The sequence below is a fragment of the Ornithinimicrobium faecis genome, from assembly GCF_023923225.1.
In the GTDB taxonomy this organism is placed as follows: Bacteria; Actinomycetota; Actinomycetes; order Actinomycetales; family Dermatophilaceae; genus Ornithinicoccus; species Ornithinicoccus faecis.
In genome coordinates this window covers 3972503-3984795 of sequence record NZ_CP099489.1, presented here as the reverse complement: position 1 = coordinate 3984795, position 12293 = coordinate 3972503, and the positions used below count along the sequence as shown (strand labels likewise).

16 protein-coding genes are annotated in these 12293 nt (G+C 69.4%); 7 read left to right on the top strand and 9 right to left on the bottom strand.

Features of this window, described 5'->3' with window-relative positions; all coding sequences use genetic code 11:
• Window positions 1–54: 54 nt before the first annotated feature.
• Both NF556_RS18485 and NF556_RS18480 read left to right on the top strand, forming a co-directional pair.
• Window positions 55–702: a histidine phosphatase family protein gene (locus tag NF556_RS18485; protein ID WP_252592665.1), complete on the top strand. Its 648-nt coding sequence runs from the start codon at window positions 55–57 to the stop codon at window positions 700–702.
• Window positions 699–1316 (top strand): TlpA family protein disulfide reductase, encoded by a 618-nt coding sequence (locus tag NF556_RS18480; protein WP_252592664.1) that lies wholly within the window; start codon window positions 699–701, stop codon window positions 1314–1316. The genes NF556_RS18485 and NF556_RS18480 overlap by 4 nt, the downstream gene beginning before the upstream one ends.
• Window positions 1317–1360: 44 nt before the next feature.
• Here the strand turns inward: NF556_RS18480 and NF556_RS18475 are convergent, their stop codons facing one another.
• Entirely contained in the window at window positions 1361–1885 is a 525-nt protein-coding gene (locus tag NF556_RS18475) for a hypothetical protein (protein WP_252592663.1), read from the bottom strand.
• An 89-nt stretch (window positions 1886–1974) separates the two neighbouring features.
• On the opposite strand from NF556_RS18475, the gene NF556_RS18470 reads away from it, so the two are divergent.
• From NF556_RS18470 to NF556_RS18455, 4 genes are read left to right on the top strand one after another with little or no spacing between them, the layout of a single operon-like run.
• Entirely contained in the window at window positions 1975–2715 is a 741-nt protein-coding gene (locus NF556_RS18470) for a cytochrome c biogenesis CcdA family protein (RefSeq protein WP_252592662.1), read from the top strand.
• Window positions 2716–4332, top strand: a complete 1617-nt coding sequence (gene resB / locus NF556_RS18465) for a cytochrome c biogenesis protein ResB (protein WP_252592661.1) — start codon at window positions 2716–2718, stop codon at window positions 4330–4332.
• Window positions 4329–5315, top strand: a complete 987-nt coding sequence (gene ccsB / locus NF556_RS18460; protein WP_252592660.1) for a c-type cytochrome biogenesis protein CcsB — start codon at window positions 4329–4331, stop codon at window positions 5313–5315. Before resB ends, ccsB begins: the two co-directional genes overlap by 4 nt.
• Window positions 5316–5318: 3 nt before the next feature.
• Complete coding sequence (locus NF556_RS18455) at window positions 5319–5579, top strand: DUF4229 domain-containing protein (protein ID WP_252592659.1); 261 nt, start codon at window positions 5319–5321, stop codon at window positions 5577–5579.
• 290 nt (window positions 5580–5869) lie between these two features.
• On the opposite strand, the gene NF556_RS18450 is transcribed toward NF556_RS18455, so the two are convergent.
• The 8 genes from NF556_RS18450 to NF556_RS18420 form a co-directional block, all read right to left on the bottom strand.
• Window positions 5870–6745, bottom strand: coding sequence for a 1,4-dihydroxy-2-naphthoate polyprenyltransferase (locus tag NF556_RS18450; RefSeq protein WP_252592658.1), 876 nt, complete (start codon window positions 6743–6745; stop codon window positions 5870–5872).
• 4 nt (window positions 6746–6749) lie between these two features.
• Window positions 6750–7013: a PLDc N-terminal domain-containing protein gene (locus NF556_RS18445; protein ID WP_252592657.1), complete on the bottom strand. Its 264-nt coding sequence runs from the start codon at window positions 7011–7013 to the stop codon at window positions 6750–6752.
• Window positions 7014–7035: 22 nt separating this feature from the next.
• The gene (locus NF556_RS18440; protein WP_252592656.1) at window positions 7036–8175 is read right to left on the bottom strand and encodes an AMP-binding protein; all 1140 of its coding nucleotides are present in this window, start codon (window positions 8173–8175) and stop codon (window positions 7036–7038) included.
• Window positions 8176–8259: 84 nt separating this feature from the next.
• Window positions 8260–8943, bottom strand: coding sequence for a hypothetical protein (locus NF556_RS18435; RefSeq protein WP_252592655.1), 684 nt, complete (start codon window positions 8941–8943; stop codon window positions 8260–8262).
• 141 nt (window positions 8944–9084) lie between these two features.
• A complete protein-coding gene (locus NF556_RS21550) occupies window positions 9085–9384 on the bottom strand; it encodes a type II toxin-antitoxin system RelE/ParE family toxin (RefSeq protein ID WP_256838606.1) in 300 nt (99 codons plus the stop codon).
• 2 nt (window positions 9385–9386) lie between these two features.
• Window positions 9387–9650, bottom strand: a complete 264-nt coding sequence (locus NF556_RS18430; protein ID WP_252592654.1) for an addiction module protein — start codon at window positions 9648–9650, stop codon at window positions 9387–9389.
• Between the two features lie 53 nt (window positions 9651–9703).
• Window positions 9704–10633 (bottom strand): 1,4-dihydroxy-2-naphthoyl-CoA synthase, encoded by a 930-nt coding sequence (locus NF556_RS18425; RefSeq protein ID WP_252592653.1) that lies wholly within the window; start codon window positions 10631–10633, stop codon window positions 9704–9706.
• A gap of 34 nt (window positions 10634–10667) precedes the next feature.
• Complete coding sequence (locus NF556_RS18420) at window positions 10668–11081, bottom strand: VOC family protein (RefSeq protein WP_252592652.1); 414 nt, start codon at window positions 11079–11081, stop codon at window positions 10668–10670.
• A gap of 136 nt (window positions 11082–11217) precedes the next feature.
• On the opposite strand from NF556_RS18420, the gene NF556_RS18415 reads away from it, so the two are divergent.
• Window positions 11218–12159 carry an o-succinylbenzoate synthase gene (locus NF556_RS18415; RefSeq protein WP_252595859.1) on the top strand — a complete coding sequence of 314 codons (942 nt, stop codon included), beginning with the start codon at window positions 11218–11220 and terminating at the stop codon, window positions 12157–12159.
• Window positions 12160–12293: the final 134 nt, after the last annotated feature.

The following is a 12293-nucleotide window of genomic DNA, read 5'->3' as shown; positions in this document are numbered from 1 at the left end:
TCATTGCCACGGCGGCTGAGGTTTCATCCAGGCACGCATGGGACAATCGCAGACATGACCGCAGGCAGCCGCACCCTTGTCCACGTGGTCCGCCACGGCGAGGTCGACAACCCCGGGCGGGTCCTCTATGGCCGCCTGCCGGGCTATCGGTTGTCACCCCTTGGTGAGCAGATGGCTGAGCGGGTCGCCGACTTCATGGACGGTCGCGACGTCGTGCACCTGGTGGCCTCTCCGCTGGAGCGGGCGCAGCAGACCGCTGCCCCGACGGGGGCCGTCCTCGGGCTTGAGGTCGGCTCGGACGATCGGCTCCTCGAGGCCGGCAACAGTTTTGAGGGGAGCACCGTCGGCGCCGATCCTCGTCAGCTGTTGCGGTGGGACAACCTGAGGCGGCTCAGCAACCCGCTGAAGCCGTCGTGGGGCGAGCCCTATCGCGAGATCGCCGACCGGATGCTGGCGGCCGTGGACGACGCACGCCAGGCCGCTGTCGGCCACGAGGCGGTCCTGGTCAGCCACCAGCTCCCGATCGAGACGCTGCGCCGCGCCATCGAGGGACGTCGCCTGTGGCACAACCCCCGACACCGCCAGTGCACCCTGGCCTCAGTCACCACCATCACCTATCGCGGTAACGATGCCGTGTCCATCGACTATGCCGAGCCGGCCGGCGACCTGCTGACGGTCACGGCCCCAGGGGCCGGGACGTGAGGCGGGCGAGCGGACTCGCTGGTGGCCTGCTCGCGCTCTCCCTGGTGCTCACGGGGTGCGGCGACGGTGGCAACAGCGTGAGCGCCCAGGCCCGCGACGGCAACCAGGAGGGCTATGTCTCCGGTGACGGCACCGTCGAGCAACTGGCCCCGGACGAGCGCACCATGACGATCGAGCTCGAGGGCGAGGCCATCACCGGCGCTGACGCCGACTCCGGCGAGGTGGCACTGGAGGCGTGGTCCTCCACGCAGGCGCGCGGCGAGGTCCTGGTGATCAACGTGTGGGGCTCGTGGTGTCCGCCCTGCGTCGCAGAGGTCCCCGACCTCAAGGCCGCCCACGCGCACTTCGAGGAGACCGGCGACCCGGTCCAGTTCATCGGGGTCAATGACCGCGACTCGGCCTCGGCCGCTCTCGCCTTTGAGCGCAGGCACGAGATGCCCTATCCTTCCCTGGCCGACGACGGCGGCAAGACGCTGTTGCAGCTGCAGGGGATGGCCAACCCCCGGCCCAGCACCCTGATCCTGGACCGCGAGGGCAGGCTGGCCGCCCGTGTCGCGGGACAGGTCGACGACGCCACGCTCCAGGGGCTGGTCGAGGATGTGCTCGCCTCGTGACGGTCTGCACCCTCGCCCCACACCTCGTCGCCGGACCCAGTGACTCAGGCTGCGCCAAAGGCCTCCGCCGCGGCCCAGAACTCCGGGGACGGTGCCGTCAGCGTCTGATAGTCGAAGAACGACTCGTCGGTGAAGGTGAAGCGCACGTGGCCGCGCGCCCCGCGCTTGCCCGTGTCGGCGATCGAGACGACCTCGTCGCGGGGGACGCGCGCGAGGAGGTCGGGCGAGGAGGACTTTGCACCGATCCCGAACTTCCAGACGGTCACCGACCCCTGTGCCAGGGCCAGCATCACCGGGTCCTCGCTGCGCGGCAGCGACTGTGCGATCGAGCCCTCGGCACCCCCGATGTGGCGGTCCTTGACCACCTTGTCGGTCAGCCGGTGGGCCGCGCCCTGTGCCAGCTCCGTGAGGTCCTTGGGTCGGTCACCCGACCGGTCGGTCTCCGTGGCCGACGGCAGCACCGCCACGTGCGCCAGGTGCTGCTCCTCCCCGAGCTGCTCCCGCAGCACAGCGTCATAATCCGGCCGCAGACCGGCCAGCGAGCTCTTGACCTTGTCGAACAGTCCCATCGTGGTGTTCCCTCCCAGGCAACGTGCGGCGGGGCGTCTCCCCACTGCCACCCACTGCGACGGCGTGACCACTCGCGGGGTTCCCTGCCGTGAGTGAGCTCGTCTACAGCGGCCCGTTGCTGGCCGCCCTCGCTGTCGCTGCCCTGGCCGGTCTGGTCAGCTTTGCCTCGCCCTGCGTGCTGCCCCTCGTCCCCGGGTTCCTGGGCTATCTCGGCGGCATGTCGCCCGAGGCATCCGAGCGTGGGGGGCGGGGGCGTCTGCTGGCCGGAACGGCCCTGTTCGTGGTCGGCTTCAGCGCGGTGTTTATCGCGATGAGTGTGGTCATCTCCGGTCTGGCGCTGACGCTGACGGAGCACCAGGACCTCCTGTTGCGCATCGGTGGCGTGATCGTGATCCTGCTGGGCCTGGTGATGCTCCTGAACCCGGGCACGACCATCGGTCCGCGCTGGCGGCCTGCCGCAGGGCTGGCCGGGGCCCCGCTGCTCGGCGTGGTCTTCGGCCTCGGGTTCAGTGCCTGCACGGGTCCCGCCCTCGCCGCGATCCAGACGCTCGGCGGCTCACTCTCGCCGGACTCTGCCACCGTGACCCGGGGCACCGTGCTGGCCATCGCCTACTGCCTCGGGCTGGGGATCCCGTTCCTGCTGGTCGCCGCCGGCTTCGGCTGGATCAGCACGCTGTCGCGGTGGTTGCGCGACAGGCACCGGGTGGTCTCGGTCGTTGGTGGCGTGATCCTGGTCGTGCTCGGCCTGCTGATGGTCACCGGGGTGTGGGACGACGTGACCACGTGGATCCAGACCCGGTTCGTGAACGGATTCGAGACGGTGCTCTAAATGACTCAGACACGCAAGGCACCCTCCTCTGCCCCCATCACCCAGCCCAAGCTCGGTCTGGTCGGCTGGTTGCGCTGGATGTGGCGGCAACTGACCAGCATGCGCACCGCGCTGATGCTGCTGATGCTGCTCGCGGTCGCGGCCGTGCCCGGCTCGATCTGGCCGCAGCGCAGCGTCGACCCACCGCGGGTCAACGAGTTCATCCGCAACAACCCGACGCTGGGGGAGTGGCTGGACCGGTTCAGCTTCTTCGACGTCTATGCCTCGCCGTGGTTCGCCGCGATCTATCTGCTGCTGATGATCTCGCTCGTCGGCTGCATCATCCCGCGGGCCGGTGTGCACTGGCGAGCGATGCGCGCCCAGCCGCCGAAGGCACCGCGCAACCTCACCCGGCTGGAGGCACACGCCAGCACCGAGCTGTCCGCCGACCCCGAGGCCGTTCTCGAGGCCACCCGCGCAGCGTTGGGCAAACGGCGTCTGCGCATCCGCCCGCCCGAGGCGGGCCGCGAGCGTGAGGTGGCCAGCGAGGGCGGCTATCTGAAGGAGACCGGCAACCTGGTCTTCCACATCTCGTTGCTCGCCGTGATCGTCTCGGTGGCCGTCGGACACCTCTGGGGCTGGCGCGCCGAGGTGATCCTGCCCGAGGGAGAGACGTTCACCAGCTCGGCCGCGCGCTATGACACCCTCCAGCTCGGACCCTGGGTCGACGAGAACTCGATCGACCCGTTCTCGCTGCGGATCGACCGCCTCGATGTCGAGTTTGAGACCGACGCCGAGGCCGGCAGCGCGCAGTTCGGTGCGCCCCGGCTCTTCGAGGCCACCGCGACCACCACCTCCGAGCCGGGCGCCCCCGAGGAGCAGCAGGTCTTCGGGGTCAACAACCCGCTGCACTTCGGTGGCACGTCGGTCTTCATGCTCGGCAACGGCTATGCCACGGTCACGTCCGTCACCGACGGAGACGGCACCTCGCTCGGCACGTTCACCACGCCCTTCCTGCCGCAGGACGACAACTACGCCTCGACCGGCGCGATCAAGGTCCCGGCAGCGGACCCGCAGCTCGGTTTCTATGGTGCGTTCCTGCCGACGCTGCGCTTCGACGAGCAGGCCGGGCCGATCTCCGACTTCCCCGGACTGGTGGACCCGGGCCTGGTCCTGGGGGTCTTCGAGGGCAACCTGTTCCCCGGGGGCCTCCCGCAGTCGGTCTACACCCTGGACACCGCCGAGATGGAGCAGATCGTGGCCAGTGACGGGAGCACCTCGGGACTGCTCCTGCGCCCGGGTGAGTCCGCCGAGATCGCGGGCAATCGGGGTGAGATCGTCTTTGAGGACGTGGTCCGCTGGGGAGGCCTCGTGGTGCGCCACGACCCGGGGCGCCTCCCCGTGCTGATCAGCTCGATCGTGCTGCTGGGCGCTCTGATCACCATGCTCAGCGTCAAGCGTCGGCGCATCTTCGTCCGGGTCACTGACCCAGGTGAGGGCGGCGCTGAGCCGGGCGAGCGGCATACTGGGTTGGTGGTGGCGGGACTGACCAAGGGGTCCGACCCCAACCTGCAGGACTATCTCGACCGGATCGTCGAGGACATCGAAGCAGCGTTAGCGACAAAGGACAACGCATGACGAACCAGACCCTGGCGCAGGCCTCCGACATCGCGGTGTGGGCCTCCATGGTGCTCCTCACGGTGGCGATGCTGGCCTTCGCCGCCCACCTGGCGGTGACCGGCACCCGGGTGCGGGCCCAGTCCGTCGACGCTGCGACCCGGGAGTCGGCCGCGGACTCGGCGCAGCAGGGGGGCTCTGCTGACCAGGGCGGCGGCGTGAGTGTCCTGACCCTCCCCCCGGAGGACGAGCCGGCCCCGACGCGGCGCTGGGGCGTCATCGGCATGCAGGTGACGTGGCTGGCGACCTTCGCCCTCATCGCCGGGGTCGTCCTGCGTGGTTGGTCGGTGGGGCGCGCCCCGCTGGGCAACATGTATGAGTTCGCCCTGGCTGCGGCGATGTTCGCCCTCGTGATCTATGCCGGGTGGGCGCTGCGCAAGGACCGGCTGTGGCTGGGGCTGTTCGTCACGCTCCCGGTGCTGCTGATCCTGGGCGCTGCCAAGCTGTCGTGGTACACCGAGGCCTCGCAGTTGATGCCCTCGCTCAACTCGATCTGGTTGATCATCCACGTCACCGTCGCGACGCTGTCCGTGGGGCTGTGCGTCATCGGCTGCGCGCTGGCCCTGCTCTATCTGACCAAGGATCACTACGAGCGCAAGGGCGACGTGCCGGGCTGGCTCGCGGCGCTGCCCGCTTCGAAGGCCCTGGAGCGGATCACCTACGGCATCCACATCGTGGCCTTCCCGCTGTGGACCTTCACCCTGATCGCGGGCGCGATCTGGGCCGAGCAGGCCTGGGGCCGCTACTGGGGCTGGGACCCCAAGGAGGTGTGGACCTTCGTGATCTGGGTGGTCTACGCCGCCTACCTGCACGCCCGCGCGACCTCGGGCTGGCACCCGCGCAAGGCCACCTGGCTGGCCGTTGCCGGCGCCGTGTGCATCCTGATCAACTACACGGTCGTCAACACCTTCTTTGTCGGCTGGCACTCCTACTCCGGGATCTGACCTGTGCTGAAATACTCGATCTTCCGCCTCGGCCTGTTCGTGGTCGTGATGCTGATCCTGGTCCTGGTCGGCATGGACCCGATCTGGGCAGCCGTCGGCGCGGCGCTGATCTCGATGGTGACGTCGTTCTTCGTGCTCGCCGGCCCGCGTGAGGAGGCCGCCCGCAAGATCGAGGCGCGCGTCGAGGAGAACCGCCTCCGCAAGGCGCGCAAGCTCGATGACGAGCGCACCGACGAAGAGGCCGAGGACCAGGACTACCGCTGAGCGGTCGTGCCAGCAGTTGCACGTGCAGCCGCATCGCCGGGGCGCTCGGGCCAGTTGCACGTGCAGCCGCATCGCCGGGCGCTCGGGCCAGTTGCATCACTGCGCGCCGTACATTCAAACAGGCTACGTCGCGGGCCCTTCTGCAACGCCGCAGGTCAGACGGCTGGGCTTGTCCGAGAAGGCCGACGTTGCCTGTCTGAATGCACGCCCGGTGGGGGTGGCGGGGTGGCGCTGGCCCGTGGTGGTGACGTGGCGACGCTGGCCCGTGGTGGTGCCGAGGGCCAGGGGACTCAGCCCGAGAGCGCCAACCCGACCGTGAGCAGCGTGGCATAGCCCAACTGGTAGAGCCCGGTGCGGCCGATCGCCGGCACCAGGTCCCGGCCGCGGGCGCCCTGCAGCACCGGGCGGACCGTCAGATAGGCCAGCGGTGCGGCCGCCAGGGCGAGCAGCGCCCAGGGGTGCACCAGGGCCGCCACCACTGAGGTGAGCAGGGGGAGGGCGAGCAGCACGGCATACAGGACGCGTGTGCGGGCATCACCGAGCCGGACGGCGAGGGTGCGCTTGCCGGTCTCGGTGTCGCTGGGGATGTCGCGCAGATTGTTGGCCACCAGGATCGCGCAGGCGATCGCCCCGACGCCGGCCGCACCCGCCCACGAGGCCAGGTCGAGGGCCTTGACCTGGGTCCAGGTCGTGCCGAGGACCGCGACGAGACCGAAGAAGATGAAGACCATCACCTCGCCGAGCCCGCGATAGCCATAGGGGTTGGCGCCGCCGGTGTAGCGCCAGGCCGCGACGATTGCCGCCGCGCCGATGAGCAGCAGCACCCAGGTGCCCGACAGCGCCACCAGCGCCAGGCCGCAGACTGCCGCGGCACCGAACCAGAGGAAGGCCATGAGTTTGACGTTGGCCGGGTCGGCCAGGCGCTGGCCGACCAGTCGGATGGGACCGACCCGCTCCTCGTCGGTGCCGCGGATGCCGTCGGAATAGTCGTTGGCGTAGTTGACGCCGATCTGCAGGCTCACCGAGACGAGCAGGGCGAGCAGCGCCAGGCCGAGGTCGGCGTGGCCGAGCGCGTGGGCCGAGCCGGTGCCGACGGCGACGGGCGCGATGGCAGCCGGGAGGGTGCGGGGCCGCGCACCGGCGACCCACTGTGCATAACTGGCCACCGGCTCAGATGCCCCGCAGGAAATCGGGGTCGTCGTCCGGTCCCCTGGGCGGACGAGGTCCACGGGGACCGGGGCGGGGCTGGAGTATGCCGCGTGGCCGGCCAGCGATCAGCCAGGCGATCCCCCCGGCGAGGGGCACGAACAGGGTGACCGCGAGCCAGATGAGTTTGGGTAGCCCCCGGACCTTGTCCTCCTCCGTCTGCACGACGTCGACGACGCAGTAGACGGTGAAGGCCAGCACGGCGATGGCTAGCAGCACCCTGGGCACGGGTCTCCCTCCGAAATTCAGGTCACGCCCGCGAACCGGGGTGAGAGTCCATTGTGCCATCCTCACTTGCACAGAACGTCCTCAGCGCCACCCGGTCGGGCTTGCCCGAGGGCAGCAGCGGGAGGGCCTCCAGCCAGACCACCTGACGGGGCAGCGCGTGGGCTGGCAGCTGGTCGCGCAGCAGGTCGCGGACGGCGGCAGTGTCAGGCGTGGCGGTGTTGGAGCTGGAGGTGTTGGGCGTGGTGGCATCCGGGTGGGCGACGAGCACCGCTGTCACCCGCTGGCCCCACTCCGCGTCGGGGACGCCGAGCACCAGTGCCTCGCGCACCTGGGGCAGCTGCGTCAGGGCCTCCTCGACGGGACGGGGGGCGACCTTGAACCCGCCGGTGTTGATGACGTCGTCGGCACGGCCGAGCAGGCGCAGGCGACCGTCCCCGTCGAGCTCACCCACGTCGTCGGTGCGGAACCAGCGCTGACCCGTGCTGTCGGTGCTGAAGCGCTCGGCCGTCAGGGCGGGATCGCCGAGGTATTCAGTCGCCAGGACCGGCCCGCCCAGCAACACCCGACCCTCGTCCAGGGCGACCTGCACCCCGCGTAGGGGAGTGGCGTCATACACACACCCACCGGAGGTCTCGGTCATGCCGTAGGTGCGGAGGACCGTGATCCCGGCCGCCTCGGCGCGCGCCAGGACGGTGGCGGGCAGCGCCGCCCCGCCGACCAGGACGGCGTCGAAGTCTGCGGCGGCAGCCCGGCCGCTCGGGTGCTCGAGGAGGCGGAGCAGTTGGGTGGGCACGAGGGAGACCAGTCGCGGGCCGGCGGTGATCGTCGTCGCCGCCGTGACGAAGGCCTCGACCGTGAAGGGGCCGTCGAGGACGGCCGGCACGGTGCCAGCGAGGGCGGAGCGGACCACGACCTGCCAGCCGGCGACGTGATCTGTGGGCAGCGTCAGCAGCCAGTGGCCGTGTCCGCCGACGCGCTCGGCGGTCGCGGTGGCCGAGGCGTGCAGGGCGTCGGCGGAGATCGCGACCGACTTGGGTTGGCCCGTGGAGCCGGATGTGGTCAGCGTGACTCCGGTGCCGGCCAGCGCGTGCTCGGCGGCCCGCAGCAGATCGGCGACGTCGCTGTCAGGGGAGGGGGGCTCTGGTGGCAGGGGGGCGGTCACCGGGCCAGATTACGCACCCGGCACAGCAGTGAGCCGGACCCCCCTGGGTGGGGATCCGGCTCATCTGATTGCTGAGATGCTGCGTCAGCCGTTGAAGCTCGCGTTCATGTCGACGAGCCACTCGCCGTCGATCTTCTTCAGGGTGATGATCTCGTCGCCGAAGGCCTCGGCGAACATCGGCGAGAAGTTGTCCTTGTCGATGACGGCGGTGTCGCCCTGCACGTCAGCGCCGTTGATCTCCATCGACTCGATGATGCCCGCCATCTCCGGCGTGGAACCGAACATCCCCTCGGCCTGCGTCGGGAAGGTGGAGATGCAGATGTCGTAGTGCGCCTGGTTGTCGACCATCGGGCCGGTGCTCTCCAGGTCCAGCATCATGTCGCAGACGGACTCCTCGGCGTTGACGAAGGCGACCAGCCACTCCTTGGTGCGGTCTGCCGCGGCCTGACCGTCGGCGCCGCCCTCGCCCTCGCCACCGGCGCCGGGTGCCTCAGTGGTCTCGCCGCCGTCACCCGGGGCCTCGGTCACCGGGGCCTCCTCAGTCGGCTCCTCGGTGGTGGGGACAGCCTCGGTCGGCTCCTCGGTGGTCGGAGCAGCGTCGGTGGTCTCCTCCTCGGCAGGCTCCTCGGTGGCCGGCGCCTCCTCGGTGGTCTCCTCGGCCTCGGAGGTCTGCTCGGTCGTGGCGTCCTCGACCTCGGGCTCATCGCTGCCGCACGCGGACAGCAGCAGGACCGGGACAGCCAGGGCAGTCACTAGGGCACGGCGCATAATCGGGTTCCTCCCCAACGAGTGAAGTTGTTGCTCAGATGAAATGTTGCTCAGGCACGATTCTCCCACGATCTGTGAGGCTTCAGTAATCGCAGCCGTGTGTAGGACACTGTCACCAGCGGAAACGTTCCGTGGGGTTGGTCACACACGGTTCTGCCAATAGCCCGGCCGACGCTTTGTGTGTGCCACCGCCACGATTGTCACGAGTCCTTCCTCGACGAAGTAGACGACCCGGTAGGGGAAGTTGTGGACACCCTTGGACCTCACGACCGGATCACGATCCCACCCGGGCCAGATCGCCCAAGCAGCAGGCGAGCCGGCGGACTCATCCACAGCGGCGAGGACCTCGACTTCGAACCGGTCACCCACGCCGACCTCGCGAGCTTCGTACCAGTCGATGTCGGCATCGAACTCGCCCTCAGCTTGCGGATGCCACTCGATACTCAGCGTGACGCCTGCTGTCGGGCCGCGTGGCGAGCAGCGCGGCGCTCTGCCAAGCGAGCCATAACCTCGTCATGCGGGATGGTTTCCACCTTGCCGCTGAGGATGTCGTCGACCCGTGATCCGATCTCAGTCGCCCAGTCCTTATCGACCGAGTCCTGATCGGCAACCTCAATCGATTCCAACAGGCGGAGGGCGATGTCCTTACGCACAGAAGGGGGCAGACTCAAGCCGACCTCGTAGAGTTCCGATGCGCTCAGCGACATGAGTTCATTCTACGCACGTCCGCTAGGTCTCTGATCTGCAGGAATAGCTCCAGTCAGAAATACCAGGGAAACGGACCCCACTGGGGGTCGCGCCGCTCGAGGAAGGCATCGCGACCCTCGACGGCCTCGTCGGTCATGTAGGCCAGCCGCGTGGCCTCGCCGGCGAACACCTGCTGGCCCATCAGCCCGTCGTCGATCTGGTTGAAGGCAAACTTCAGCATGCGCTGGGCCGTGGGCGACTTGCCCATGACCTCCCGCGCCACCGTGAGGGCCTCGCGCTCCAGCTCGGCGTGGTCCACGACGAGGTTGACGGCCCCCATCTCGCGCATCTGCTCGGCGTCATAGGTGCGGCCGAGGAAGAAGATCTCCCGGGCATTCTTCTGGCCCACCATCCGGGCGAGGTAGGCGGAGCCATAGCCCGCGTCAAAGCTGCCCACGTCGGCGTCGGTCTGCTTGAAGCGCGCGTGCTCGCGGGAGGCGATCGTCAGGTCACAGACCACGTGCAGGGAGTGGCCACCACCCGCGGCCCACCCGTTGACGACGGCGACGACGACCTTGGGCATCGTGCGGATCAACCGCTGCACCTCCAGGATGTGCAGGCGACCACCGGCTGCCTTGACCCGCGCCTGGTCGACGGTGTCCGCGGTCTCTCCCTCGGCATACTGATAACCCGAGCGACCGCGGATCCGCTGGTCCCCACCAGAGCAGAAGGCGTGCCCGCCGTCCTTGGGGCTCGGCCCGTTGCCGGTGAGCAGCACGACACCGACGTCCGGGGTCATCCGTGCGTGGTCCAGCGCGCGATAGAGCTCATCGACGGTGTGCGGCCGGAAGGCGTTGCGCACCTCCGGGCGGTCGAAGGCGATGCGCACCGCCCCAACGTCACGGGCCCGGTGATAGGTGATGTCGGTGAACTCGAAGCCCTCGACGACCTCCCACTGGGTCGGGTCGAACGCGTTCGCTGCCTGGCTGCTCTGCTCGGTCACGCCCGCCAGATTAGGCCAGTGCTCGATCTGCCCGTCACTGGTCCCGGCTGGAGAGCACGCAGAACTCGTTGCCCTCGGGGTCGGCGAGCACGGTCCAGGTGACCTCGTCGGGATTCTGTCCGACCTCGATCTGTGTCGCCCCGAGGTCCAGGAGTCGCTGGATCTCGGCGTCGCGGTCCTGGCTGGAGTGCGGTGCCAGGTCGAGGTGCAGGCGGTTCTTGACCGACTTGCCCTCCGGCACGGGGACGAAGACGAGACCCTGCCCGCGCCGCATCCAGGTGTCGAGGTCAGCGATGGGTCCGCCCTCCTCGATCGCGTGCTTCGGGACGAGGACCACCTCGTGGTCGGTGTCATAGGCCACGGTCCAGTCCAGCACCTGGGCCCACCACCGCCCCTGGGCGTGGTGGTCCGTGCAATCAATCACTGTGGTGTACCACTTCAGTGCCATGTCCTCACCTCTTGGTTGGGTTCCTCCACTGTGGCGCGGACCACTGACACTGGCCCGGGTTTGGGCGCCCTACGCTGAGGCGGTGACCCCCGACCTGCCTGAGCTGCTCGCCGCCGCGACACCCGTTGCCCTGCCGATGCGCGTGCGGTTCCGTGGCATCGACGTGCGCGAGACCGTCCTGTTCCGTGGCCCGGCTGGGTGGGGTGAGTTCGGCCCCTTCCCGGAGTATGCCGAGGCCGAGGCCGCCAAGTGGCTCGCCGCCGGACTGGGGTCGGCCTGGGAGGGCTGGCCGGAACCGGTCCGCGAGCACGTGGAGGTCAACGCGACCGTCCCGGCGGTCTCCCCGGAGCGGGTGGCCGACGTCCTGGCCGGTTTTGACGGCTGTCGGACCGCAAAGGTCAAGGTCGCTGAGCGTGGACAGAGCGTGGACGACGACGTCGCCCGGGTCGCCGAGGTGCGCGCCCTGCTGGGCCCGTCGGCGCACATTCGGGTGGATGCCAACGCCGCCTGGACCGTCGACCAGGCGAGGGAGGCGCTGGGCCGACTGTCGGCATACGGCCTCCAGTATGCCGAGCAGCCCTGCGCGGAGGTGAGTGAGCTCGCGCAGTTGCGTCTGTTGCTGGCCCGCGATGGCGTCGACGTGCCGATCGCGGCTGATGAGTCGGTGCGCAAGGCCGATGACCCGATCAAGGTGGCGCGCGAGGGTGCGGCCGACCTGGTGGTCGTCAAGGTGGCGCCGCTGGGGGGCGTGAGCTCGGCGCTCGCGATCGTGGCCGAGTGCGGCCTGCCCGCCGTGGTCTCCAGCGCGATCGACTCCTCGGTGGGGATCGCAGCCGGGGTCGCCCTCGCTGCAGCCCTGCCGGAGTTGGACTATGCCTGTGGATTGGGCACGGTTGGGCTGCTGTCCGCTGACGTCGCGGAGTCGCCCCTGGTGCCCAGAGACGGGGTGATCTCGGTGGCCGACGCCCGCGCCGTGGTCGCTGCCACCGAGCAGCCGGGCCTCGCTGGCCACGAGTTGACCGGTGAGCGACGCGACTGGTGGCTGGACCGGCTGGCCCGCTGTCACGCCCTCCTCTGACCCGACCCGCCACCCCCACTGAGCGCGTGGTGTGGCGAGATCTGAACCCACTGAGCGCGTGGTGTGGCGACCTGTTCACGAGACGGTAACGATCGACATACGGCCGAAACATTGCCGCTGCCCCCGTGAAACAT

Bases quoted from the DNA above. Each gene is read 5' to 3' on its own strand.
- NF556_RS18485 (WP_252592665.1), top strand. From the start codon at position 55: ATGACCGCAGGCAGCCGCACCCTTGTCCACGTGGTCCGCCACGGCGAG.
- NF556_RS18475 (WP_252592663.1), bottom strand. From the start codon at position 1,885: ATGGGACTGTTCGACAAGGTCAAGAGCTCGCTGGCCGGTCTGCGGCCG.
- resB (WP_252592661.1), top strand. From the start codon at position 2,716: ATGACTCAGACACGCAAGGCACCCTCCTCTGCCCCCATCACCCAGCCC.
- ccsB (WP_252592660.1), top strand. From the start codon at position 4,329: ATGACGAACCAGACCCTGGCGCAGGCCTCCGACATCGCGGTGTGGGCC.
- NF556_RS18435 (WP_252592655.1), bottom strand. From the start codon at position 8,943: ATGCGCCGTGCCCTAGTGACTGCCCTGGCTGTCCCGGTCCTGCTGCTG.
- NF556_RS18430 (WP_252592654.1), bottom strand. From the start codon at position 9,650: ATGTCGCTGAGCGCATCGGAACTCTACGAGGTCGGCTTGAGTCTGCCC.
- NF556_RS18420 (WP_252592652.1), bottom strand. From the start codon at position 11,081: ATGGCACTGAAGTGGTACACCACAGTGATTGATTGCACGGACCACCAC.
- NF556_RS18415 (WP_252595859.1), top strand. From the start codon at position 11,218: ATGCGCGTGCGGTTCCGTGGCATCGACGTGCGCGAGACCGTCCTGTTC.